Here is a 21591-nt window from a genome sequence, read left to right as displayed (position 1 = left end):
ACGAATTAAAGAGATACAAAAACCATATCTAAAACTGGAAATTTTGCATAGTTTTTAATGATAACGATAATTATCCTCATAATGAGAATTGCTGACGAAAGATGACAGTTCGTGCTTTTTTCCAAGCCTCTGATAAAATCCTTTGAGCGTAAATTAGTTAAGTTTATTATGACAAGTGCATCTTCTGTTTTTCTGGCTGGAGCAAGTCGCGGTGTAGGTCGAGAAATTGCCCAATACCTGACAGCGCAACAACTAAAGGTTAAAGCACTGCTGAGAACACCAGCAGTTGCTGCTGAATTAGAAAAAATCGGTATCGAGGTAGTTCTGGGAGATGCCTTGAATGTTGGCGATGTAGAACGCGCAATGCTGACAGATGAACCTATTCACACCGTTATTAGTACAATTGGCGGTTTACCATCAGAGGGAGAAAGAGCAGATTACCCCGGTAATAAAAATCTGATCGATGCAGCAGTTAAAGCTGGAGTACAAAAGTTTATTCTTGTGTCTTCCATTGGTGCTGGCAATAGTGTTGTTGCTTTATCACCCCAAGTTTTAGCGGCACTGGGAACAGTTTTAATTGAAAAAGAGAAAGCTGAACAACACTTAATTGCCAGTGGACTTACCTATACAATCATCCGTCCAGGTGGACTAAAGTCAGAACCAGCAACGGGTAATGGCGTTTTAACGGAAGATCCGCAGATTATTGGTAGCATAAATCGTGCAGATGTTGCCCAGTTAGTTGGTCGCTGTTTAAATAGCGATGCCTACGGCGGGCTGCGCCAACGCACCAATAACAAAATTTTGTCAGCAGTAGACCGAAATATGCTATTCGGGCAAAGAGAATTTACAGAATTTAGCTTAGAGTAATTTAAGCACGCCAGCGAAGTATTTGATCCTTGACAGGGTTCACAAATTCTCGTCCTTCAGCAACAGATCGGGCATACTCCCGCTTTAACTGGTAATACCACTGTGCCTGCATATCTGAATCCTTAATCAGTCGCAGCACAGGATTATATTTGAGGCCGATCTGCTGCTTTTCCACAACCGTTCGATCTTGACCAATAAAAGTCCGCGCCAGCACATGCAGCAGTGGCTTGAAAAATCCAGCCCAAGGAACAGTCCAGTAAAGAGCAAAAGTTACCTCCGTTTCTGTGTCTGAAATGGGTGTCACTGCCGTTAAATTAACGACTCTCTGATTGCCAATTGTGGTTTCTTCTATTCTGACTCCAGGTAAACGAAAAGAAATCTCCGTTTCCGGTACACCACCGCCAATCAGCAAGTATAATCTACCCCCATTCGCTGGCAATCGGTGTCGTCGCATCGTGAAGCCGTAGGGCGAAGCATCGAATTGCTTGACTTCCTCGTGCAGTTGTTCGTTTCGCCACCACCAAGCACGATGAACATAGGGTGAATGAGCAGGATCCATCAGACCGACTACTGCATGATCTATAAAACAGGGGAATTTTACAATCTCTACGAACTGGTGAGAGCGATCGCCAAACCCTGGAATTACCGGAATCTCCATCTCAGAAGCCGGTTTAGGTTTATCGGGATCGGCCATATATATCCAGATATTCCCTTGGGCTTCCCGGATTTCGTATGATTGTACGTCAAAACGACTCAAATCCATCTGCTGCTCCTCAACAAGAGATGGAATTGCAGTGCAGTGTCCAGCCGGGTTAAAGCGCCAACCATGATAGCAACATTCCACTTCCTGACCATCGAATCTACCACAACTCAAAGGTACGGCACGATGAGGGCAAATATCTCTCATCGCCGAGACTTTGCCATTTTGTCCTCGAACTAACAGCACCGGTTCACCCAAAAAGATGCGGCTAACCATCATACCTGGCTTGATTTGATTACTAGGCAGAGCATAGTACCAAGTATTACGTAATACAAAGTTATCGTTATTTTTCATCACTAATTGCCTCTGCCTTTGACACAACGAAAGTCCTGGTTTGTGGAAAGGAAGGTTATGTTTAGAAACATTCTTTCAGGTTTTTAATTGCTGTAAGTAAATTCAACTGATGCACTTGTCGATCGTTTTCGTAATTTTCTTTTGGGTTATCTGGGATAATTGCAGGTGTGAAGTTGCATTATTCGCCAGATATTTGCACAAATACCGTTCTTTTGCGCGGCCCATCCAACTCAAAAAACAACACAGATTGCCAAGTTCCCAAAGCTAATTTACCATCCACAATGGGAATTATCTCACTAGTGGTCAGCATCATTGCCATTAAGTGAGAGTGAGCATTAATCGGCTCATCTTCTGGGACATCTCTTAAATGCAAGTCATTATGCAAATAACTGTCTGATTCAGGTGCTAATTTTTCCAAGAATACTTTTATATCTTCTAACAATCTGACTTCATTTTCGTTGATAGCTAAAGCTGTTGTTGTGTGTCGAGAAAATACTAAAACTTGTCCATTTTTAATTGATGTTGAAGCAAGCAAATCTTGAATTGGTGGTGTGATATTATGAATATTAATTTTTGGCTGAGTTTCAATTTCAATTAGCTTATTAATAATCGGCATCTGTTCAATTTTATATTCTAGGATTGCAATAGGATGCAGGAGGAAATGACTTTTAACTCCTGACTATAGTTTCCAAACCTTGCACTAATCTTTCTATACCTTCTTGGGCTGTCTCTTTTTGCAGCGCCCCATAAGCAACACGCAGGTAGCATCCGTCATCCATACCAAAGGTTGTACCTGGAATAACTGCTACTCTATATTCTTGGATTAGTCTTTTAACTAACTCAAAAGCATCCATCTGGGTATTAACTTTGAGGAAAAAATAGAAAGCCCCGTTAGCGGGTGTAATGCTACATAAACCTTTTAGGCGGTTAAGGGAGTCGAGTACTAATTGCTGGACTTGAGCGATTGCACCTATATTACTCTGCAAATACTCCGCTTTTGCTTGCAATGCCCCTAAAGCTGCATATTGGGAAATTACTGGCGGACAAATCAAAATCGTATCCTGGACTTTTTTGATGGCGACAAATAAGTGTTTGGGAATCACCATGTAGCCAATGCGCCAGCTAGCAAAACCGTATGCTTTGGAAAGGCTAAATAGAGAAATAGTAGACTTGCTACTCCCAAATGCAGCAGGAGAAACGTGTTTTACGCCATTATAAGTAAAGTATTCATAAGCTTCATCGCTGATGTGGTAAATGCCGCGAGTTTCACAAATTTGATTTACTTGGCGCAATGCTGCTTCTGAATAGACAACTCCAGTGGGATTATTTGGTGAAATTGTCACTACAGCCCGTGTTTTAGGAGTAATTGCTTGAGCGATCGCTTCTTTTCGCAGTTGGTAATTTTTATCCGTCGCCACTAACACTACACGACAACCAGCCATTGCGATCGCCATTTCGTGATTGAAATAGTAAGGCGTGTTCAGAATAATTTCATCGCCTGGGTTAGTAATCGCAAGAATGGCATTCATAAATCCCATATTGCTCCCTGCTGTCACGACGATGCAGTTTTCCTCGTTGATTTCAATCCCGTTGAAGCCTTGCAATTTTCCTGCAAGTGCTGTCAGCAACGGCGGAATCCCCTCAACTGATTTGTATAAATTATTAGTGGGTTCAGCTAAAAATTTGGGTAAAAATTCGATAGCTTCCGGTGGTGGGTTGTAAGAAACAACACCCTGTCCTAGAGAGATTGTTCCAGGAGAATTTTTAATCAGTTCCCCAACCACAGGAATAATTGGCGACTGTACACCCTGCATACGAGAGGTTAGGGATTCCATTTTTCCTTGCCTATGTACTGCCTTAGTATCCCTTAATGTGGAAGAGATGGAAAGTTACTCTGCGATCGACTCCCACAATGGTGCTTGCATCAATGTGGGAGTCTATCACCAAAATAATTAACCGGATTTGCGATTACTCAAAAATTTAGTCAATCGAAATCTGTTGAGGCCCACTTGCTTTGCCATTATGTCTATCTGTTGTGCTGCTGGTATAACTATTTGAGCGGGTCTGTTGATCCAGCCAGCTTTTTACAGGATCGTCCGCAAGATTGAGCCGAAGGACACCAGAGAATAACCCACCGACAAAAGAGGCTGGATGCTGGATAAATTCTCTAAATAGAGGTGACAATTCATTAATGAACATAAAAAAACTCCTGGCGGTGCCATAAAAAATTATTACTTCTTAATCGATCGTAACCTGTTGATTAGTATATGGTCGGTGGTAACGAAGTTGCGAACTTTTTGAGCTTAAACTCCAACAAAAAAATTCCCCACTTCTTTAAAAAGTCGGGAATCTGAGGCTGTTGCATCTAACTAGAGTGAATCTATAAACTGCTGTACTTTTTCTAGGAGTGGCTGATGTTCGATTTGCTCTGCTAACTCTTGAGCATTTTGGTAGCACGATCGCGCCATTTTTTTGCGTCTCGTTGTGGCGTAAAGGGTTCCCATATTCAGTAAAGTTGAAATTTCTCCGAGACTATCGCCCAATGGTTGATAGATCGCAATGGCTTGCTTGTAGAACTTCATTGCTTGGCGATGCTCTGTCAGGCTGCTGTAGGTAAAACCAATGTTGTGAAGGGTTGTAGCTTCCCCAGAGCGATCGCCGATTGCTCGACGTGTTAAAAGAACTTGATGGTAGAGCAATAAGGCTTGTTTAGGTTTTCCTAGCTCGCTATAGATTGAGGCAATATTATTCAAGGTAGTTGCTTCACCAAGCAAATTCTTGACGGCTCGTTGAATTGGAAGTGCTGCTTGAAAAAATTCTAGTGCTTGCTCAAACTTGCCCAAGACATTGTAAGCAAACCCAATGCCATTGAGTGTTGTTGCTTCACCAGAAAAATCGCCTAACAATCGCCGCATCCTCAAAATTTGGTGTTGTAGCAACAGTGCCCGTTTTGGTTCTTCTAAGCGGGTATAAATTAGCGCGATATCATTAAGAGTAGAAACTTCACTTTGAGTATCTTGCGATCGCCTAAAAATTGGCAGTGCTTTGTCAAAATATTCCAACGCTTGCGAAAAGCGGCCAAGACGGCTGTAAGTAGAACCCAGATTGCTAAGTGCAGTTGCTTCTGCTGGCGCGTTGCCAATTTCAATAGCAACCGAAAGCGCCTGATGAAAGCGTTCTAATGCTCTTTGAGGTTGCCAGCAACTGAGGTGAGCTAAACCGAGATCGTTTAATGTATGACCTTCTCTAGCCCGATCTCGAATGGCTCTAGCCAAGTGTAAATTCTTGGTTGCAAGATCGAGAGATTCTTGAAATTTACCACGTTGGTAGTAACGGTTTGCTTCATCACGACGTTGTTCCCACTCTTTTACTTGATTTAAAGGTTGCGTCATCTGACCTCAGTTGCATTCTGCGATAAGTAGGCAGGACATCTCTTGGGTATGAACCCCTCTTAGGTTTCCCAAGTTTTCACCTTTCTCTTCTATCTTTAGATATAAGACTTATATAGAGAAGTATGCTATCCTGTCACATCTACAGAAATATTTATGAAGCAATTAATACAAATAGAGGGCTGAGGCATGAGTTAGCAGCCTACCGCAGAAGACTTAAATATATGACTCATGAAACAGGTTATGTAAGTAAATAAATTGGGGGAAAGAGGGTTTTCCGATTTTTGCATAGATGCGGGAATCATAACTAAATTAACCCTTTTTTCCCCATGCCCCCCTGCGGCCTTAATAATAAGTCTTTAACCAAACACGAGCTTAGTTGATGGCTGTTAATTTTCTCTCTAGGTCAAATAAGAAGCCGTGGATATACTCTTCAGTCCATTCGGCACCATAGAAGCGTTTAAACATTCCTCGTGCTGGGTCTTTTTCAGCCCGATATCGCAGGTATCGCAGTTGGGCTTGCTCAATGGCTGCTAAATTTTGGGAATCTGTTACAGCTTCTGCTTGTTCTACGAAATCCAGATAAGCTTTTAAATAGTCTTGGAAAGCGGCAAATACTTGAGTTTCTACTACAGCCGTTTCTTGGGGACGAGTCCACAGAAAAGCGGGAGAGAAAAAAGGCTGTGCTTCTTCAGGGAAATCTCCTCCCCAAGATAGATGCTGTTGATGAGTGTGGAAAATGGGCAGAATTGGTTCTGTATATTTTGCCTGATATGCTAAATCGTCCCGAAATAAAGGCTGCATATCCAAAGCAATTAGGTGTCCTCCTGGCAATGTCACCAAATCCGCCCCAAAAAAGGGTAAATCGTAGTTGAGGCGAGGGAAAATCACAAAATTCAGCACTTGCAGCGAATTGCCACCCTGGACATGAGCGGCACGAATTTGCCGCAATTTTGAGGTTTGAAAGGCGTAACTTGTGGTGACAACCTCTTCCTGATTTTTGCCCTTACCCACAACAGCACTTTTGGACTCAAACCCAGTGGGAATCGGGTAGGGTTGTAAGTCTAAGCGCGATCGCATGTAGGCGATCGCATAATCGAGAAATGGCTGGTAAAGTGTCACGTCGCTTCGCTCCAAATTCAAAATTAATAATCCCCAATCAGCTATCTTTTGCTTGCGCTAACTGCTAAGGGAACAGCATCTTCAAATAAGAATTCATGGAGAAAGCGCTCAGACCATTCATGACCAAAGTAACTGCTAAACAAACCAGATGCTGGATCTCGGTCTGCACTATATTGGTCATAGTCTTTTTGAGCTTTAACAATCCGTTGGATATCTTCTGGATCTTGGAGTGATTTTGCATCTGCTAGCATTTGCCAATACAAGTTTAAATAATCCTGAAAAGCTTCAAACACTCGCGTTGACACTGTTTCAGGGTCGGTTTTGGCAAACAATAGGTATTTAGAGAAATACTGATTGGCATCGTAAAACTTCATTTCTAAGTTTTGTGCCAAATCTGGGTATTTATTATGGAGAGATTGTAGCGGAACTATATATTTGTTTTGATAATCCTCATCCTGGAATAAAGGCTGAAAGTCAAGCACAATAAGATTTTTGACTTTACCAAAAGATAAAAAATCAATCCCTAATAGAGGTAGATCGTAGTTATGGCTAGGATAAATCACGCTGTTAAAAATTTGGGCGCTTTCTCCGGCATCAATATAGGTATAGCGAATTTTCCGCAACTCTTGACATTGGTAACACCAACTGCTTATAGTCGCTGGGTTTCTGCCGCGATCGCTAACTTTGAATTCCAAACCAGGGGGAATGACCCTACTTTGTAAATCAAAGCGCTGAAATAGCTCTTTTTCTAAAAATTCCAGGAAAGGCTTATACATAGAGCATTACTTATTAACCCTTGCATGAAAATAAATGATGTCAATCATGCACGTCTCATTTCTGAGAAACAAAGCAACATTCCTTAATGGGGAATTGGGAAGAGACAGAGAAGAAAGAGGTAATTGTCTATTCTCCCCCCTGCTCCCCTGCTCCCCTGCTCCCCTGCTCCCCTGCCCCCCTGCTCCCCTGCCCCCCTGCCTCCCTGCTCCCCACTCCCTACCTCGCATGATTCCGACCGATCATTTGCTCTAGCAGTTCTTGGGAAACACAACGACGCTCAGAACAATAAGTCATTAAGTTGACACCGTTCATCATTCGGACGGTACTGACTCTGACACGAAAATCATCCGTAACAAACCAACAACGTTCTTGACCTTGGTTATTGTCATAGTCAGTATCAATTGTCAGTACTCCATCATCGGCAAACTGATATCGGCTTACAACGGGAATGCTCTCAACATAGCCTTGATTGCGGATCAGTTTTCCAGAACGCCTCGTTTCGTCGGGAACATCAACTAAAATGGCAGCATTATCTGTATTCGGTAGCCTGGTATCTAGGTTAGCTTGCCATGCAAAACTAGCACCGCTTGTTGCTTTCGTAGGGTCTATCCCTTGGGCTTTACAGACTTCTTGGACTTTCGGATCGTTCTTTTCAATAACTTGAATAATCAAATTCGACTCCCCCGACTCATCGGCTGCTGAGTCAAAATGATGAACGGAGCGTTCCGTAAACCATGTACCCTCGCTTTTACGGAAAAAGTCGAGCATTGACAAGGGCGGTATTAGATGCATCTATTTTAAAACCTCGTTTTATCAAATTTTGGCGTTCTTGAATACTGAATAATAAGATGAAGTCCCGATTTCGCTAAAGTGTAGAATAACTCCAAAAGTTATATTTTTATCAACTGATGACAAATAGTGAAATTCAACTTATTACTAGCGATGCCTACGGCAACGGCTTTGCCGAACGCCCAAGTCCACCTCCAGAAATCTTAAAAGCCCTCAAAGGTGGAATCCCTGTGGATTGGGTCGATTTGTACCAATTCAATCTCAGGGAAGTCGATTTCCAACAAGCTAACTTGAGCAAAGCCAAGCTACTAAGAGCCGATCTCCGGGAGGTAGTTTTGAGTAATGTCGATTTGAGTGGGGCAGATTTGCGAGGTGCTAATCTGCAAGGAGCGGATTTGAGTGGGGCTAATTTGCAAGGTGCTTATTTAAATCGTGCTAACCTCCAACAAGCAAATCTCAGTGGCGCAAATTTGGAGGGAGCCAAACTGCAAGTAGCGCGTTATGATACACAAACGAAATGGCCCCAAGAATATAACTACAAAACTTCGGGGGCGGTGGGGCCGGGTGCTAATCTTAATGGTGCTTTTCTCAATACAGCTTCTTTACGAAACGCAGATTTACAGGGTGCTAATCTGCGTGGAGCTTACTTGAGTGGTGCTGACTTGACGGGAGCAAATTTGCAAGGTGCAGCTTTAAGTGGCGCTGACCTGACAAAAGCTTATTTAACTGGGGCGTGCTTGCGGAATGCTCGATTGACAGGAGCCGATTTGCGGGATGCAGACCTCCGAGCAACTGACCTCTGTGACGCAGAAATGGAGCATCTTCAAAGTATTGCTGGGGCAGATTTTACTTTAGCCCAAGGACTCACAGAAGCAACTCAAGCCATGCTTAAAAGCCGTCCATATTCCGAACTCGACACTTGGAACGCCTACACTCGCACAACAACTCGTGAGAGTTTGAATGCTTTACCAATACAGGGCTGAGTTGTGAGTTCGGAGTGATGAGTCATAAAGGCTGCCAGTTCTTTTTTAGGAGTGCTAAAAATGTAGCGTATCCTTCAGAAAAACCTGGCGGGTCGGGTAGAACATATTGTGGAAATTCTTTATACGATCGCCAGGGTTCCGAAGCATTATGCCGCAAATGTAAAGCACATTCTGAGGAACCTGGTAGTCGCCAAGTCATTTGACCAGTTTGTATATCAGTCACAAATGCCTCCTCATCTCGAAAAAGTTGATCTTTTATTCCAGATTTTGGCAGATTACCCGGATATTTTGGTCAAATTTAAAGTAAAATAATATAATGGCTGTTTGTTCAAATGAGTTCGATGGCAATATTCCGCACAAACCCACATCGCTATTAGGGCAACAAATCTTCTAAAGCAGCGCCGACAACTCGGTGATCTTCATCCTTTCTGAGTTGGTTTAGGGCTGCTTTGGCTTCTGGCTCGTCAAATCGTTTGAGGGCATAACTAACTCGCACGCGCATCCGCCAAGATTCATCATTCACTAACGTTAGTATTTGGGATAGTGCCGCAGTATGTTGGCTAGAATTAGCTAGTAAACCGAGTCCATCAACAGAGGATTCCTGAACTGTGAAATCTTCATCTTTTAAACCCTGGACGCAGATATCAAATAGTTCTTCGGGACAATCCATTTCCGCGATCGCAGCTAAAATGCTTCGCTTAACTAGCCAGTGGTCATCCTGATAAAATGCCATAACTAGATGAGAAACTGCGACTCTACCAAATAGCGATAAAGAATTTGCCGCTTCAGCCCGCACATTGGGAGTATCATCAAATTTCATAATTTGCATCAAAGCAGCAAAGGATTCTGCTGATTGTTGATTACCCAAACCTCTAGCGACAAAAGAACGCACTAAAAATTCTGAGTCATGAAGTTTAGTCGTTAGCAGAGGAACTGCAACTTCTGATTCATAATCATTAAGGGCTGCGATTGCCTTCAAACGATAGTGAAAATCTGGGTTCTTGAGTTCAGTTTGGATTTGATGGATTTCCATAAGTGCATTTGGTAGAGCTATCTTTACTTTATTTTACAGATGTCAAAAAATGGCGATCGCATTTGGGAAGATTTAACTCAATGCCTAATGCCCTAAACCAATGACTCAATTAAGCGAAACCGTCAAAGAATTAATAGTCAAAGCAAGAATTATCAGCTTTGCTAAGTGGGAACAGTCCCATTCAAAAGCAGCGATCGCCATATTCCAAGCTGCGGATGATGCTTTCCGTTATCTGAGCGATGAAGACTTGTCACAGATTACAACCTTATCACCCGATAATTCTGAGTTGATTCCTGTTGCTCAATTGTTACGCGATCGCGCCACCGAAATTGTTGATGAAGCTAGAGAGCAGGTTTTAGCAACCTATCCTGAAATTATCCAGCCTGGAGGTGGCCTTTATCCGCCTGAACGCGCCCAAGCTTGCTGGCGAGATTTTTGGCATTTTCTCCGTTGTATTACATACAGCATCGCAGGTGGACACACTGAGTATACGAATCCCACAGGACTGCACTATATGAACTTGCTCTATCAGGAATTACAAGTTCCATTAGATGCCATGCTCTTAGGCTTAAAAAGCATCAAGGCTGCTAGTTTGAAAAGCCTTCCAGCCCATCAGCAGGAAACTCTTGCTCCCTATTTTGACCATTTGATCGGCCAACTAGCTACTTTCCAAATTCGATAAGGTTTGTAATAAGTGGCTAATTTAATTAAATTTACATTACGTAATATAGTTTGATTTATTCTTACCCACTTACCAAGATGAGCCTTCATTACTCAACCCAATTAATCCTCTTGCTCAAGGGAGGATAACAACATCATTACCTGTATCCCAATCGCAAATCAAATACTAAAAACAGGTTGAAATTTCTCTAAAGTATTATCTAAGTTAACAAATTTTAATAGATATGGTTTCAGCATCGTATCAGAATGGATAAAGGCATTAACGATGTAAAACTGAAATCATCAAGGCTAATAAGGATTGGGGAAGAATTTCCGCAGTACTCAGTCTCCAATCGCTAATACCCGGTGTTGATGGTTTATCGCGATCGCTCATCTAGGGTTTACTCAATTCTGCCGTCAGTTGTCATATACGAAGATATTTAACGCACTTTAAAAAACTAAAGTTTTACAAATGCTAGTCAGTAGCAAAAATACCTGACAGCTGAGGCGAAAATCTACCTCCATCAGGGGTGGAATGCTCGAAAATTTCATTTAATTCACGTTTTAAGGAGATCCTTTCATGTCACTTTGGGCCATTGATTCACCGAATGTTGAACTGCGTCCTAACACCAGCGAAAGCGAACTACAAACACTGATTAGAGCGGTTTACAAACAGGTTTTGGGAAATGCTCACTTGCTAGAAAGCGAGTGCCTAGCCTCTGCTGAATCGCAATTGCGCGATCGCAAAATCAGCGTCCGCGAATTCGTCAACATCATTGCAAAATCAGAACTCTATCAATCCTTGTTTTTCAGTTCTTCTTCTCAGTATCGATTTATCGAACTGAACTTTAAACACCTGCTAGGTCGTCCTCCTGCCGATCAAGCAGAAATTTCCGAACACGTTCGCATCTATAACGAACAGGGCTACGATGCTGAAATCGAATCCTATATCGATAGCGAAGAGTATCAGCAGAGTTTTGGCGAGAACATTGTCCCTTATCCTCGCAGCACTAGCTCCCAAGTAGGGATTAAGAATGTTACCTTTAACCGCACCTTTACCTTACTCAGAGGAGTAGCTACCAGCGATAGCGATCGCAAAGCCAAACTGATCGGCGATCTAGGTTCAAACTTACCGACATCGATCAAGGCTCCTGCTGCTGGTTCTAGTGTAAACAGCACTAGCAAGCGCTTCTTGATTAAGGCAGTCAAAGGTTCAGCTAATCTCCGCACTCGTTTGGGCAACCTCGAATATATAGTTAACTACAACCAACTGTCTGGACAAATGCAAAACATTCACAGAACGGGTGGCAAAATCATCAGCATCACTGAAGTTGCTTAGATTTTCCTAACTACGGGGCTGAATAAATACACTTGGTTTAGTGATCTTTTGCCCCGGAAGATACCCCAACCCCTCTTTTTAAGGGGGGCTTAATTCTCTGCTTTTTAAGGAAAGTTAGGCAGGAGCAAGCCTTTAACCAAGCGGATTGGAAGGAGGAGAATAATAACTCAAAACTCCCAAATGCAGTTGTGGTCAATAAGGCTAGTATATAAATTGGGAGAATAAATATTAAGCCAAGATATCCCTTAAATTCTAGGCTACTTTTTAAAATCACTTTTCTAATGGAAATTACTGAATTCTTTGAACTTTCAATTGGACGATGGCGATCGCAGCGTAGCGGTCATCATTTAGCATTCGCCCACTTTGAACAAGTACTGTCTGACATTAATATTGAGTCTCTATCCAGCAGCGATCCGGCAGTCCTAGCAATCTGTCAATTGTATGACACTGACCCCGCCAGTATCACTCACCCTTTTCGGATGACTTGGGAGGGCGAGTCAGACTGGGACGATAAACCAATCTCTGGTAGTACCGTGCTGGTGCCAATTCCAGATAGCGAAAATCCTTCTAGAGGGAAACTCCTACGTGACAAAGGATACGCCGAAACAATTCCAGCAGTGGGTGAATATCACTTGAGTGACGATGGTATTTTTACCCTGCTGACAGCTTATGAACTCGCTGCTGCTGAAGAACGAATTTGGTTTGCTACCCCAAATCTGAGGTTTCGGGTAGCGACAATTAAAACCAGTGATGGGAAAGGCGTAACAACAGCTTCCTTTTCTTCAGAGATTCGCTCTTTGTCAAGTTCAACCGGTTAACAAATATTAGGTTAAAACATAACAAGGATACAAGCTCCTAAATTTATTTATGGGGATTATTAATTTTGTTAGCGAGTCTACGTTCGCTTTTAGCGTCTCGTAGAGAGCGTCATTTTGAATTTTGAATTCGGAGCGAAGTAACGTGACGATAGCGCCCAGTGAATCTAGCGCCAACGCTAGCGATTTGCTTACCTTAGCCTGTTGGATGGCAGGAGATTTTAGCAACTACAAGCAATCTTTTGCAAATCCGCAACTTTACGCCCACATCCACATTTTTTTTCGTCCTTTACCGGTTGATTTTTTTTCTGCCATCGGTTTTTATTCAGAACAAGTCTATGACCACGATTTATGGACACCTTATCGCCAGGGAGTGCATAAATTCGTTGATTGTGGCGATCGCATTTATATCGAAAATTACAGCTTGAAAGACCAGATGCTTTATGCAGGTGCTGCTCGTGAATTAGATATCCTCAAAACCATCACCCCAGAGAGCATCGAACGGCGTTATAACTGTTCAATGGTTTTCCAACGAGAGGGTGAAATGTTTCGGGGTAGCGTCGAGGGCAATCAATGTCTGATTAACCGCAATGGATGCCAAACATATCTTGTCAGCGAAGTAGAACTAACCGAGCATACTTGGATAAGTCTAGATAAAGGTATGGATATTGAAACCCACCAACAAATATGGGGATCGACTGCTGGCCCTTTGCAGTTTGAAAAAAGGGAAAGTTTTGCTGATGAATTAGTTGCAGTGAGAGCATTATGTTGATTCAGCTTGAATCTGTTAAATATAAAATGTTACCTCCACTAGCTGAAAAAAAGATGCGCTGCTGGATTCGCAGCCGCCACTTAATTTGTTCGGGTAACTTTTTTATATTCGAGACATTAGAATACACAACGATTGAAAGATTTTCTGAATGTGTTGCTTCTTTAGGAGGAACAGTAATATCCGTTGATCCCGTTAATAAAATTTGGATGGGCGATCATCGCCAAGTAATTTTATATCAGGCAAAAGCAAGTTTACATACCCCTCATCATACTTTGAAACAATACTGGATAAAATACGGTGGTTTCTACACTAGATTTGATGAGCGAGCTTGAGAATTATTTCCCTACGGAAATTCTTCTGACATTTTGAATTTTAAATACTCCCCAAGGGGGTTGACGGCTAATTGTTAATGTTTAATTGCTAATTGTTTACTATGATTAGCTGTTACTTATTAACAGTTAGCCGTCTAAGTTTGTTAGAAAATGTAACTAAAAAAGCCCCCGAAACTTGATAGATTAATCGTTACTGTAAAGGGAATTAAAATTGGTATTAGCTTTACCATGTAAGCATTAACAGAGACTTAGCTCCCATTACCTTTAACAATTTAGATTTCTTGCGAACATCCTCAACTCAGCCATTAGTTCCTCCTACCTACATTAACCCCATGCAGACTTTCGTAAACGATCAAACCAGACGAAGCCAATATCAAGCCTTTCGCCAAGCAGAACCCATCGAGCTGTGGAGTACTGCTTCACCTGATGACATTGAAATTGTAATTAGGGCAGCTTATCGGCAAGTGTTGGGTAATGCTTACATTATGGAAAGTGAACGGCCGATCGTTCCCGAATCCCAACTCAAGCAAGGTATAATCGATGTCCGTGAATTTGTGCGTCAGGTTGCCAAATCAGAGTTGTATCGCTCCAGATTTTTTGATAACATTTACCGCTACCGTGCTATTGAACTAAACTTCAAACACTTACTAGGACGCGCTCCCGATGATTATTCTGAGACGATATATCACAGCAATATTCTTGATGATCAGGGTTTTGAGGCGGATATTGATTCTTATTTAGATAGCGACGAGTATTTAGATGCCTTTGGGGAGAACATAGTGCCATATTACCGGGGCTACAAAACCCAGACGGGCAAAAAGATATTGGAATTTAGTAATATGCTGCAACTGCTGCGGAGCAATTCTAGTAGCGATAAGAACCTAGTAACCAATAATAAACCTCAACTGGTGCGATCGCTAATTAACAACACTCCTTACGGTAAACAGAAACCCACGGATGTGAGTGCAATACTTGCTGAAGTATTCAAGCCAAAACCAGAAACTGCTGCTCCAGTTAATCCGTTTATTGCAACTCGTACAGAAGCTGAACAAGGCTTGCGGCAAAAGATTCAAGAGCAAGAAAGCCAGATTGCAACTTTGCAACAACAACTAGCAGACTTAAGACCCTTTGCCAACATCGGTACAACAAAATTCAGTAGTAGTTGGCAGTCTTCCAGTTACGTAACCAGCACAGGTGAATATACATCTTTACAACAACAAGCTGACGCGCAAGCAAAACAGATTGCAGGTTTGCAAGAGCAAGTTGCTGATGCCCGACGTTCTGCCACAATTGGGGAAGCCCGATTGAATAAGTGGCGCAGTCGCGTTTTTAATGGTTAATTTCTTTACGAATCGCACCCCCGAATAGAGTTCGGGGGAGTATATCAATCTTCTATCAAGCATCAAATCTAAAACTAATTTCTAAAACTGGATTAAATACTACTTTCTACCAATAAAATTGGTATACTTTTTTTGCTAGACAAATGCTCTATCTATTGTAAATTGGGGCTTTTGAGCGATAATCGCAACGAAAAATTAACAATCCGTAAAATATTTTTGCGTTTGGCAAGTAAATTGGCAATTTCTGTGATAGTCTTTTTATATAGGGAATCAAGACAGCGAAAGCACAAAAAGTAGTCAAAGAGAAATGATATAAACTCAAAGACACACTTTCGCCTTGGCAGATGCAATGTTTAAATCCGCTACGGCTTTTTGAAACTAAGAGACAAAGCCAATGAAGCAGGATAGTGATCTCCGTAATAACTTGAAGTCAATCAGAACCCGTTTAGGTATGAGCCAACAAGATTTGGCTAACATCGCTAGTGTGACTCGTCAGACTATTAGTGGTGTAGAGTCGGGACTATATGCCCCCTCAGTTGCCATAACACTTCGCTTGTCCAAAGCGCTTGGCTGTCAAGTTGAGGATCTATTCTGGTTAGAGCGAGATTTACCTGAAATTGAAGCAGTTCTTGCCAAACCTGTCCCTAAGGGTCAACAACTACGAGTTAGCATGGCTCGTGTGGGCGGACAATGGATAGCTTATCCCTTGATTGGTAAGGATGCTTTTCGCCAAGATATGATTCCGGCTGATGGTGAAAGCACTAGCCAAACAGGTACAAATAAAGTTCGAGTCAGGCTACTAGATGATAATCTCGACACACTTCACAACACAGTTGTGATTGCTGGTTGTGCCCCTGTGATTTCACTATGGGCAAGAGCCACCGAACGCTGGCATCCTCAATTGCGAGTCCAATATAACTTTGCCAATAGCATGGCTGCATTGCACAGTCTATGCAGAGGTGAGGCGCACATTGCTGGGATGCATCTGTACGATCCTGAAACTGGTGAGTATAATACTCCCTTTGTTCGAGATGTTCTGGCTGGGAGGGAAGCAGTTTTAATTACCCTTGGTGTTTGGGAGGAGGGACTTGTGTTGAAACCTAGCAACCCGAGGGGAATTAGAACAGTTACTGACTTAGTAGCTGGGGGAGCGACTATTGTCAACCGCGAAATAGGTTCTGGTAGTCGGATGCTTTTGGAACAAACACTCCAAAAAGAGCAGATACCGTTCGATGCTGTTCAGGGCTTTGACAATATACTCAAAAGTCACCAAGATGTTGCCCAAGCTGTAGGATTAGGAATTGCTGATGCTGGTATGAGTACGGCATCTGTAGCTACCGCTTTTGGGCTGGGATTTATCCCTCTACATCAGTCACGATATGATTTGGTGATTCTCAAAGAATATCTGGAAGAAGCACCTGTACAGCAGTTACTCAGTACTTTGGGACATCGAATGGTTCACTCACAATTTGAAATTCTCGGCGGTTACGATATCAGCAAAATTGGGGAAGTTGTAGCGACTGTTTAGAGTGGATTGCAATGGTTGGTTGTGTGCTTGAAGGAATACTTGGCGTAAATTAAAATTCCTGCTGCAACCACTCTTTAGGTATGAGCAACCTTCAGGGGATTACAACAACTGGTAATGCTGAATTCGTAATTCGGATTGAATTTGAGATTCCAATTGGTATTACCATCGTCAGAGAAATCATTTGAGTGAGGGTCTGGTAATACTTGCAATATTCCTTGAATGATGTCTAAATCCCACTAGCTATTAGTCAGAAAAAACAATGACTAATAGCCAACGAAAACTGACCAAAACTTAAATATGTTCTGGATTCGGACTCTTTTTGCTGTAGAACGATCGCCACCAATGACGTTCTACATCAGGTCAGTGCTGTAATTTTACAGTGCGAGTACCTCCGGTAGGTACAAAGTACCAACGCCTCCGGTAGGCATAAAGTGCTAACGCCTCACAAACCGACAGACTCAGCAAACAAACAATCACAGGATAAATCATCATGTCAGACGGCAAAATTAGACAAATTGCTTTCTACGGTAAAGGCGGTATTGGTAAATCTACTACCTCCCAAAATACCCTCGCATCTATGGCAGAAAAGGGTCAACGCATCTTGATTGTAGGTTGCGATCCCAAAGCTGACTCTACCCGATTGATTCTGCACTGTAAAGCCCAAACCACCGTGTTGCACTTAGCTGCTGAACGAGGGGCTGTGGAAGATATCGAACTCGAAGAAGTAGTAATCACTGGCTTCCGGGATATCAGATGCGTAGAATCAGGCGGGCCAGAACCTGGTGTAGGTTGCGCTGGTCGCGGTATCATCACTGCTATTAACTTCCTCGAAGAAAACGGTGCTTACTCAGATGTAGATTTCGTATCCTACGACGTATTGGGCGACGTTGTGTGCGGTGGTTTTGCGATGCCAATTCGTGAAGGTAAAGCCCAAGAAATCTACATCGTTACCTCCGGTGAAATGATGGCGATGTTTGCAGCTAACAACATTGCTCGTGGCGTTCTCAAATATGCTCATACTGGTGGTGTACGTTTGGGTGGGCTGATTTGTAACAGCCGTCAAACTGACCGGGAAGATGAACTAATTAGCACCCTGGCAGCTAGATTGAATACCCACATGATTCACTTCGTCCCCCGTGACAATATCGTGCAACACGCCGAATTACGCCGGATGACAGTGAATGAGTATGCGCCTGACAGTAAACAAGCTAATGAATACCGCACATTAGCGGACAAGATTATCGGCAATACAAACCTTACAGTTCCCACACCCATCGAAATGGATGAGCTAGAAGATTTGTTGATTGAATTCGGCATCCTTGAAAGTGAAGAAAATGCTGCAAAAATGATTAGCCAAGCAGACGCGGCTAAAAAGCTAGAAGACTCTCAAGGTGAAGCACTAGAAGCACTGAAAAAAGGAAACGTAGAAATAGTTTCTGGTAGCTAGAACAAGTAAGGTTTTTGTTCAGACTCCGGTGCTAAATACAGAGTAAATATTAGGTGGGCTATTTTCGCCCACCTTCTCACCAATCATTTAAAATGGAGGTAGTCGAATAGCTAATCTTAATTTTGTGCGTTTTATCTTCACCGTGTTAACACTAATCCACTAACATCTACATGGCAACATTAATACTTTAATAGTCTAGTTCATGTTTTTGTTTTCTCCTTCTCTAACCTAGATGATGTTTATGTTGTAGGGGATGGGAAATTCTCTTTCTCATTCCCTTTTATTCCATCTTTAGATACACGGTGAATAAATTAAAATCCTCCTCAGCCTTTGGGAATTCAGTGAATACCTAACAAGTTCTACCTATTGTCACCAAACAAATGAATCCCACCCCAGGAAAAACCAACGATTCACTCAGTGACTCAAATCCCGAAGATGCTCGTCAGCAGAAGATACTGCATAAAAAAAAGTCTTCTACACAATTACCCCAACCTGGAACTACTCAAGGAAGTTGCGCTTTTGATAGTGCAATGATGACTCTAGTACCAATTACCGATGCTGCTCATGTAGTTCACGGGCCAAGTGGCTGTGCTGCCAGTATTTGGGGAAGTTACAGCAGTCTCTCCTCTGGTTCGATGCTTTACAAGATACGTTTTAGCAGCGATATCGATGAGAACGATATCATCTTCGGTGGAGCCAAAAAGCTGTACAAAGGCATTTTAGAATTACAAAGACGCTACAAACCTACGGCGGTATTTGTTTACTCCACTTGCATCACCGCTTTGATTGGAGATGACATTGAGGGAGTTTGCAAAGATGCTACCGAGAAAACAGGAATACCCACTATCCCTGTACATTGCCCTGGATTCATTGGAAACCAAAATTTGGGCAACCGCGTTGCTGGTGAAGCAATGCTTTCACACGTTATTGGAACTGCTGAACCAGATACTATTACACCTTATGATATCAACCTAATTGGTGAACATAACATCGCAGGTGCAATATGGAATGTTCTACCGTTGTTGGAGAAATTAGGTATCAGAGTTTTGGCAAAAATTACAGGCGATGCTGTGTACAAAGAAATTTGCTATGCTCATCGGGCAAAACTTAATGTAATCCTCTCCTCTAAGGCACTAATTAATATGGCTAAAAGCATGGAGAAACAATATGGCATTCCTTACATTGAAGAGTCTATTTATGGCATAGAGGAAATCAATCAGTTTCTCAGGAATATTGCCTCAAAGTTGGGTAATTCTGATTTGCAAGAACGTACAAAAAAGCTAATTGTAGAAGAAACTGCTGCAATAGATGAAAAGCTTGCGCCTTATATTACCAAAATTCAAGGTAAGCGCGTTATCCTTGTTATTGGAAGTTTTAAGAGTTGGCTGATTATCTTTGCTGCTAAGAAATTGAGGATGGAAGTTATTGCTATTAAGACTAATAGTAATACTGAAGAGGATAGAACTAGAGTAAAAAGTTTGCTTGGTCAAGATGGCATAATTATAGACCAAAATAGTCCTCAAGAAATTTTGCAGATAATTAACGAAAATCAAGCTGATATGTTAATTGCTGATAAACGCTATCAAGACACATCTCTTATAGCCAGAATTCCATTTCTAGATATTAATCAAGAACGCAACCATGCTTATGCAGGCTATATAGGAATTTTAGAGGTGGCACAAGAACTGTATGCCGCTTTTTACAACCCTGTGTGGGAGCAAGTATGCCAGCCAGCCCCGTGGTCAGCAGGAAATTCTTCTGAGGAGGACATCTAATGGCGATTATTAGCATTACGAGTACATCAGTTGCAGTTAATCCCCTCAAGCAAAGCCAGACTGTGGGTGCAGTTTTAGCCTTTTTGGGGTTGAAGGGAATCATGCCTTTATTACACGGTTCTCAAGGCTGTACTGCTTTGACTAAGGCAGTCTTAGTACAACATTTTCGTCAGGCGATTCCCCTTTCTAGTACAGCGATGACAGAAGTTGCAACTATTTTGGGTGGCGAGGAAAGAGTTGAACAAGCAATCTTGACTTTGGTGCAGAGATCCAAACCAGAAATTATCGGTCTTTGTAGCACTGGACTTGTGGAAACTAGAGGCGATGATATGGGGCGTTTTGTTAAAGAAATTCGCCACCGTCACCCAGAATTAGATTATTTACCAATTGTGCTTGTCTCTACACCGGATTTCAAAGGTACATTACAGGATGGCTTTGCTGGTGCAGTTGAGAGTATGGTTAGGGAAATTCCTCAAAAAAGCTCCAAGCAAGACGCTTGCCCCAGACAAATCACTATTTTGGCGAGTTCTGCCTTCACACCAGGGGATGTACAGGAAATTAAAGAGATTGTCACCTCTTTTGGACTTGTACCTATTGTTGTACCTGACCTTTCTGGCGTACTAGATAGTCATATAGAAGATTCCTCTAGTGCGATCGCAGCTAATGGCACCACTTTGGCACAACTACGCTCAATTGGTAGTTCTGCATTCACTTTGGCATTAGGTGAAAGTATGCGGGGCGCAGCGCAAATTTTAGAAAAGAGATTCAATATACCCTATGAGGTATTTGGTGAACTAACGGGACTACTAGCAGTAGATAAATTCCTGCAAGCATTGGCGGATATCAGTGGTGTCAGCGTACCGGATAAATACCGCCGTCAACGCCGTCAGTTGCAACATGTAATGTTGGAAAATCACTTTTACTTTGGTTGTAAGCGAGTGTCTTTAGCGCTGGAACCAGATTTACTTTGGTCAACAGTTTCTTTTCTGCGATCGCTAGGAGTTGAGATTCACTCAGCAGTGACAACAACGCGCTTTCCTGTGCTAGAGAAACTTCCGATTAAAAGCATCACTATCGGCGATTTAGAAGACTTTGAGCAACTAGCGGTTGGATCTGATTTGCTAATTACCAACTCTCATGGAGTTGCGATCGCTCAACGCTTACAAATTCCTCTCTATCGTCAAGGGATTCCCATTTTTGACCGCTTAGATCAAAGTCAGTTTACCAAGGTTGGCTACCGAGGTACTATGCAGCTTTTATTTGATATTGGCAACCTGTTTTTAGAGCAGGAAATAAAGGTTAGGCATTAAACAGAGCTAATTCATAACTATTCATCACAATATTACCAATAATATTGGTAATATGTAGCACAAGATACAATCTTGCCGATCAACTTTAGCTTTGATAGTTACTATCAAGCTCTGTACTCCATCAAGAGTATACCAACCAATGCCAGTAACTAGGCACTAGCTTCTGCATTGACTCAAATTAAGTCTTTTACTGTCCATGAATCCAGCACAGCTAAAAAAAACAACTGCCAAAGCGAGTTGTGTGACAAGAAAACTTCGC

General features: G+C 42.2%; 22 protein-coding genes. 12 read left to right on the top strand and 10 right to left on the bottom strand.

Features of this window, described 5'->3' with window-relative positions; all coding sequences use genetic code 11:
• Window positions 1-168: 168 nt before the first annotated feature.
• The gene (locus V7K55_RS25150) at window positions 169-867 is read left to right on the top strand and encodes an SDR family oxidoreductase (protein ID WP_334835691.1); all 699 of its coding nucleotides are present in this window, start codon (window positions 169-171) and stop codon (window positions 865-867) included.
• Window position 868: 1 nt separating this feature from the next.
• On the opposite strand, the gene V7K55_RS25145 is transcribed toward V7K55_RS25150, so the two are convergent.
• From V7K55_RS25145 to V7K55_RS25110, 8 genes are all read right to left on the bottom strand, one after another.
• Window positions 869-1921 carry an aromatic ring-hydroxylating dioxygenase subunit alpha gene (locus V7K55_RS25145; protein ID WP_334835689.1) on the bottom strand — a complete coding sequence of 351 codons (1053 nt, stop codon included), beginning with the start codon at window positions 1919-1921 and terminating at the stop codon, window positions 869-871.
• A 178-nt stretch (window positions 1922-2099) separates the two neighbouring features.
• Complete coding sequence (locus V7K55_RS25140; protein ID WP_334835687.1) at window positions 2100-2537, bottom strand: secondary thiamine-phosphate synthase enzyme YjbQ; 438 nt, start codon at window positions 2535-2537, stop codon at window positions 2100-2102.
• Between the two features lie 52 nt (window positions 2538-2589).
• Window positions 2590-3756: a pyridoxal phosphate-dependent aminotransferase gene (locus V7K55_RS25135; RefSeq protein ID WP_334835685.1), complete on the bottom strand. Its 1167-nt coding sequence runs from the start codon at window positions 3754-3756 to the stop codon at window positions 2590-2592.
• Window positions 3757-3901: 145 nt separating this feature from the next.
• Window positions 3902-4120 carry a hypothetical protein gene (locus V7K55_RS25130; RefSeq protein WP_094344950.1) on the bottom strand — a complete coding sequence of 73 codons (219 nt, stop codon included), beginning with the start codon at window positions 4118-4120 and terminating at the stop codon, window positions 3902-3904.
• A gap of 170 nt (window positions 4121-4290) precedes the next feature.
• Window positions 4291-5313, bottom strand: a complete 1023-nt coding sequence (locus V7K55_RS25125) for a tetratricopeptide repeat protein (RefSeq protein ID WP_334835682.1) — start codon at window positions 5311-5313, stop codon at window positions 4291-4293.
• A gap of 372 nt (window positions 5314-5685) precedes the next feature.
• Window positions 5686-6432, bottom strand: coding sequence for a phycoerythrobilin:ferredoxin oxidoreductase (locus V7K55_RS25120; protein WP_334835680.1), 747 nt, complete (start codon window positions 6430-6432; stop codon window positions 5686-5688).
• A 41-nt stretch (window positions 6433-6473) separates the two neighbouring features.
• Window positions 6474-7208, bottom strand: coding sequence for a 15,16-dihydrobiliverdin:ferredoxin oxidoreductase (locus V7K55_RS25115; protein ID WP_334835678.1), 735 nt, complete (start codon window positions 7206-7208; stop codon window positions 6474-6476).
• 217 nt (window positions 7209-7425) lie between these two features.
• Window positions 7426-8001, bottom strand: a complete 576-nt coding sequence (locus tag V7K55_RS25110) for a phycobiliprotein lyase (protein ID WP_334835676.1) — start codon at window positions 7999-8001, stop codon at window positions 7426-7428.
• 116 nt (window positions 8002-8117) lie between these two features.
• Here V7K55_RS25110 and V7K55_RS25105 point away from each other — a divergent pair, with 116 nt between their 5' ends.
• Window positions 8118-8981 (top strand): pentapeptide repeat-containing protein, encoded by an 864-nt coding sequence (locus V7K55_RS25105; RefSeq protein ID WP_334835674.1) that lies wholly within the window; start codon window positions 8118-8120, stop codon window positions 8979-8981.
• 22 nt (window positions 8982-9003) lie between these two features.
• Here the strand turns inward: V7K55_RS25105 and V7K55_RS25100 are convergent, their stop codons facing one another.
• Entirely contained in the window at window positions 9004-9204 is a 201-nt protein-coding gene (locus V7K55_RS25100; RefSeq protein WP_322677774.1) for a hypothetical protein, read from the bottom strand.
• 150 nt (window positions 9205-9354) lie between these two features.
• Window positions 9355-10014: a HEAT repeat domain-containing protein gene (locus V7K55_RS25095; protein WP_334835673.1), complete on the bottom strand. Its 660-nt coding sequence runs from the start codon at window positions 10012-10014 to the stop codon at window positions 9355-9357.
• A gap of 100 nt (window positions 10015-10114) precedes the next feature.
• Here V7K55_RS25095 and V7K55_RS25090 point away from each other — a divergent pair, with 100 nt between their 5' ends.
• The 10 genes from V7K55_RS25090 (at window position 10115) to nifN (ending at window position 21332) form a co-directional block, all read left to right on the top strand.
• The gene (locus V7K55_RS25090; RefSeq protein WP_334835671.1) at window positions 10115-10696 is read left to right on the top strand and encodes a phycobilisome protein; all 582 of its coding nucleotides are present in this window, start codon (window positions 10115-10117) and stop codon (window positions 10694-10696) included.
• A gap of 558 nt (window positions 10697-11254) precedes the next feature.
• Window positions 11255-12013 carry a phycobilisome rod-core linker polypeptide gene (locus V7K55_RS25085; RefSeq protein WP_334835668.1) on the top strand — a complete coding sequence of 253 codons (759 nt, stop codon included), beginning with the start codon at window positions 11255-11257 and terminating at the stop codon, window positions 12011-12013.
• Between the two features lie 281 nt (window positions 12014-12294).
• Window positions 12295-12831 (top strand): phycobiliprotein lyase, encoded by a 537-nt coding sequence (locus tag V7K55_RS25080; protein ID WP_334835665.1) that lies wholly within the window; start codon window positions 12295-12297, stop codon window positions 12829-12831.
• A gap of 142 nt (window positions 12832-12973) precedes the next feature.
• Window positions 12974-13600, top strand: coding sequence for a chromophore lyase CpcT/CpeT (locus V7K55_RS25075; RefSeq protein ID WP_334835662.1), 627 nt, complete (start codon window positions 12974-12976; stop codon window positions 13598-13600).
• Entirely contained in the window at window positions 13594-13932 is a 339-nt protein-coding gene (locus V7K55_RS25070) for a CpeR family transcriptional regulator (protein ID WP_334835659.1), read from the top strand. The genes V7K55_RS25075 and V7K55_RS25070 overlap by 7 nt, the downstream gene beginning before the upstream one ends.
• A 332-nt stretch (window positions 13933-14264) precedes the next feature.
• Window positions 14265-15272, top strand: a complete 1008-nt coding sequence (locus V7K55_RS25065; RefSeq protein WP_334835657.1) for a phycobilisome rod-core linker polypeptide — start codon at window positions 14265-14267, stop codon at window positions 15270-15272.
• Between the two features lie 394 nt (window positions 15273-15666).
• Window positions 15667-16800, top strand: a complete 1134-nt coding sequence (locus V7K55_RS25060; protein WP_334835654.1) for a substrate-binding domain-containing protein — start codon at window positions 15667-15669, stop codon at window positions 16798-16800.
• Between the two features lie 490 nt (window positions 16801-17290).
• Complete coding sequence (nifH, locus tag V7K55_RS25055) at window positions 17291-18247, top strand: nitrogenase iron protein (protein ID WP_334835652.1); 957 nt, start codon at window positions 17291-17293, stop codon at window positions 18245-18247.
• 380 nt (window positions 18248-18627) lie between these two features.
• A complete protein-coding gene (nifE, locus tag V7K55_RS25050; RefSeq protein ID WP_334835650.1) occupies window positions 18628-20022 on the top strand; it encodes a nitrogenase iron-molybdenum cofactor biosynthesis protein NifE in 1395 nt (464 codons plus the stop codon).
• Window positions 20022-21332, top strand: coding sequence for a nitrogenase iron-molybdenum cofactor biosynthesis protein NifN (gene nifN / locus V7K55_RS25045; RefSeq protein WP_334835648.1), 1311 nt, complete (start codon window positions 20022-20024; stop codon window positions 21330-21332). The genes nifE and nifN overlap by 1 nt, the downstream gene beginning before the upstream one ends.
• The last annotated feature ends 259 nt before the right edge of the window (window positions 21333-21591 follow it).

The organism is Nostoc sp., assembly GCF_036919895.1.
Taxonomy (GTDB): domain Bacteria; phylum Cyanobacteriota; class Cyanobacteriia; order Cyanobacteriales; family Nostocaceae; genus Nostoc.
The sequence above is the reverse complement of the archived record's forward strand: the minus strand, read 5'-3'. Positions and strand labels throughout refer to the sequence as shown.

Bases quoted from the DNA above. Each gene is read 5' to 3' on its own strand.
- V7K55_RS25150 (WP_334835691.1), top strand. From the start codon at position 169: ATGACAAGTGCATCTTCTGTTTTTCTGGCTGGAGCAAGTCGCGGTGTA.
- V7K55_RS25145 (WP_334835689.1), bottom strand. From the start codon at position 1,921: ATGAAAAATAACGATAACTTTGTATTACGTAATACTTGGTACTATGCT.
- V7K55_RS25140 (WP_334835687.1), bottom strand. From the start codon at position 2,537: ATGCCGATTATTAATAAGCTAATTGAAATTGAAACTCAGCCAAAAATT.
- V7K55_RS25135 (WP_334835685.1), bottom strand. From the start codon at position 3,756: ATGGAATCCCTAACCTCTCGTATGCAGGGTGTACAGTCGCCAATTATT.
- V7K55_RS25130 (WP_094344950.1), bottom strand. From the start codon at position 4,120: ATGTTCATTAATGAATTGTCACCTCTATTTAGAGAATTTATCCAGCAT.
- V7K55_RS25125 (WP_334835682.1), bottom strand. From the start codon at position 5,313: ATGACGCAACCTTTAAATCAAGTAAAAGAGTGGGAACAACGTCGTGAT.
- V7K55_RS25115 (WP_334835678.1), bottom strand. From the start codon at position 7,208: ATGTATAAGCCTTTCCTGGAATTTTTAGAAAAAGAGCTATTTCAGCGC.
- V7K55_RS25110 (WP_334835676.1), bottom strand. From the start codon at position 8,001: ATGCATCTAATACCGCCCTTGTCAATGCTCGACTTTTTCCGTAAAAGC.
- V7K55_RS25105 (WP_334835674.1), top strand. From the start codon at position 8,118: ATGACAAATAGTGAAATTCAACTTATTACTAGCGATGCCTACGGCAAC.
- V7K55_RS25095 (WP_334835673.1), bottom strand. From the start codon at position 10,014: ATGGAAATCCATCAAATCCAAACTGAACTCAAGAACCCAGATTTTCAC.
- V7K55_RS25090 (WP_334835671.1), top strand. From the start codon at position 10,115: ATGACTCAATTAAGCGAAACCGTCAAAGAATTAATAGTCAAAGCAAGA.
- V7K55_RS25085 (WP_334835668.1), top strand. From the start codon at position 11,255: ATGTCACTTTGGGCCATTGATTCACCGAATGTTGAACTGCGTCCTAAC.
- V7K55_RS25080 (WP_334835665.1), top strand. From the start codon at position 12,295: ATGGAAATTACTGAATTCTTTGAACTTTCAATTGGACGATGGCGATCG.
- V7K55_RS25070 (WP_334835659.1), top strand. From the start codon at position 13,594: ATGTTGATTCAGCTTGAATCTGTTAAATATAAAATGTTACCTCCACTA.
- V7K55_RS25065 (WP_334835657.1), top strand. From the start codon at position 14,265: ATGCAGACTTTCGTAAACGATCAAACCAGACGAAGCCAATATCAAGCC.
- V7K55_RS25060 (WP_334835654.1), top strand. From the start codon at position 15,667: ATGAAGCAGGATAGTGATCTCCGTAATAACTTGAAGTCAATCAGAACC.
- nifH (WP_334835652.1), top strand. From the start codon at position 17,291: ATGTCAGACGGCAAAATTAGACAAATTGCTTTCTACGGTAAAGGCGGT.
- nifE (WP_334835650.1), top strand. From the start codon at position 18,628: ATGAATCCCACCCCAGGAAAAACCAACGATTCACTCAGTGACTCAAAT.
- nifN (WP_334835648.1), top strand. From the start codon at position 20,022: ATGGCGATTATTAGCATTACGAGTACATCAGTTGCAGTTAATCCCCTC.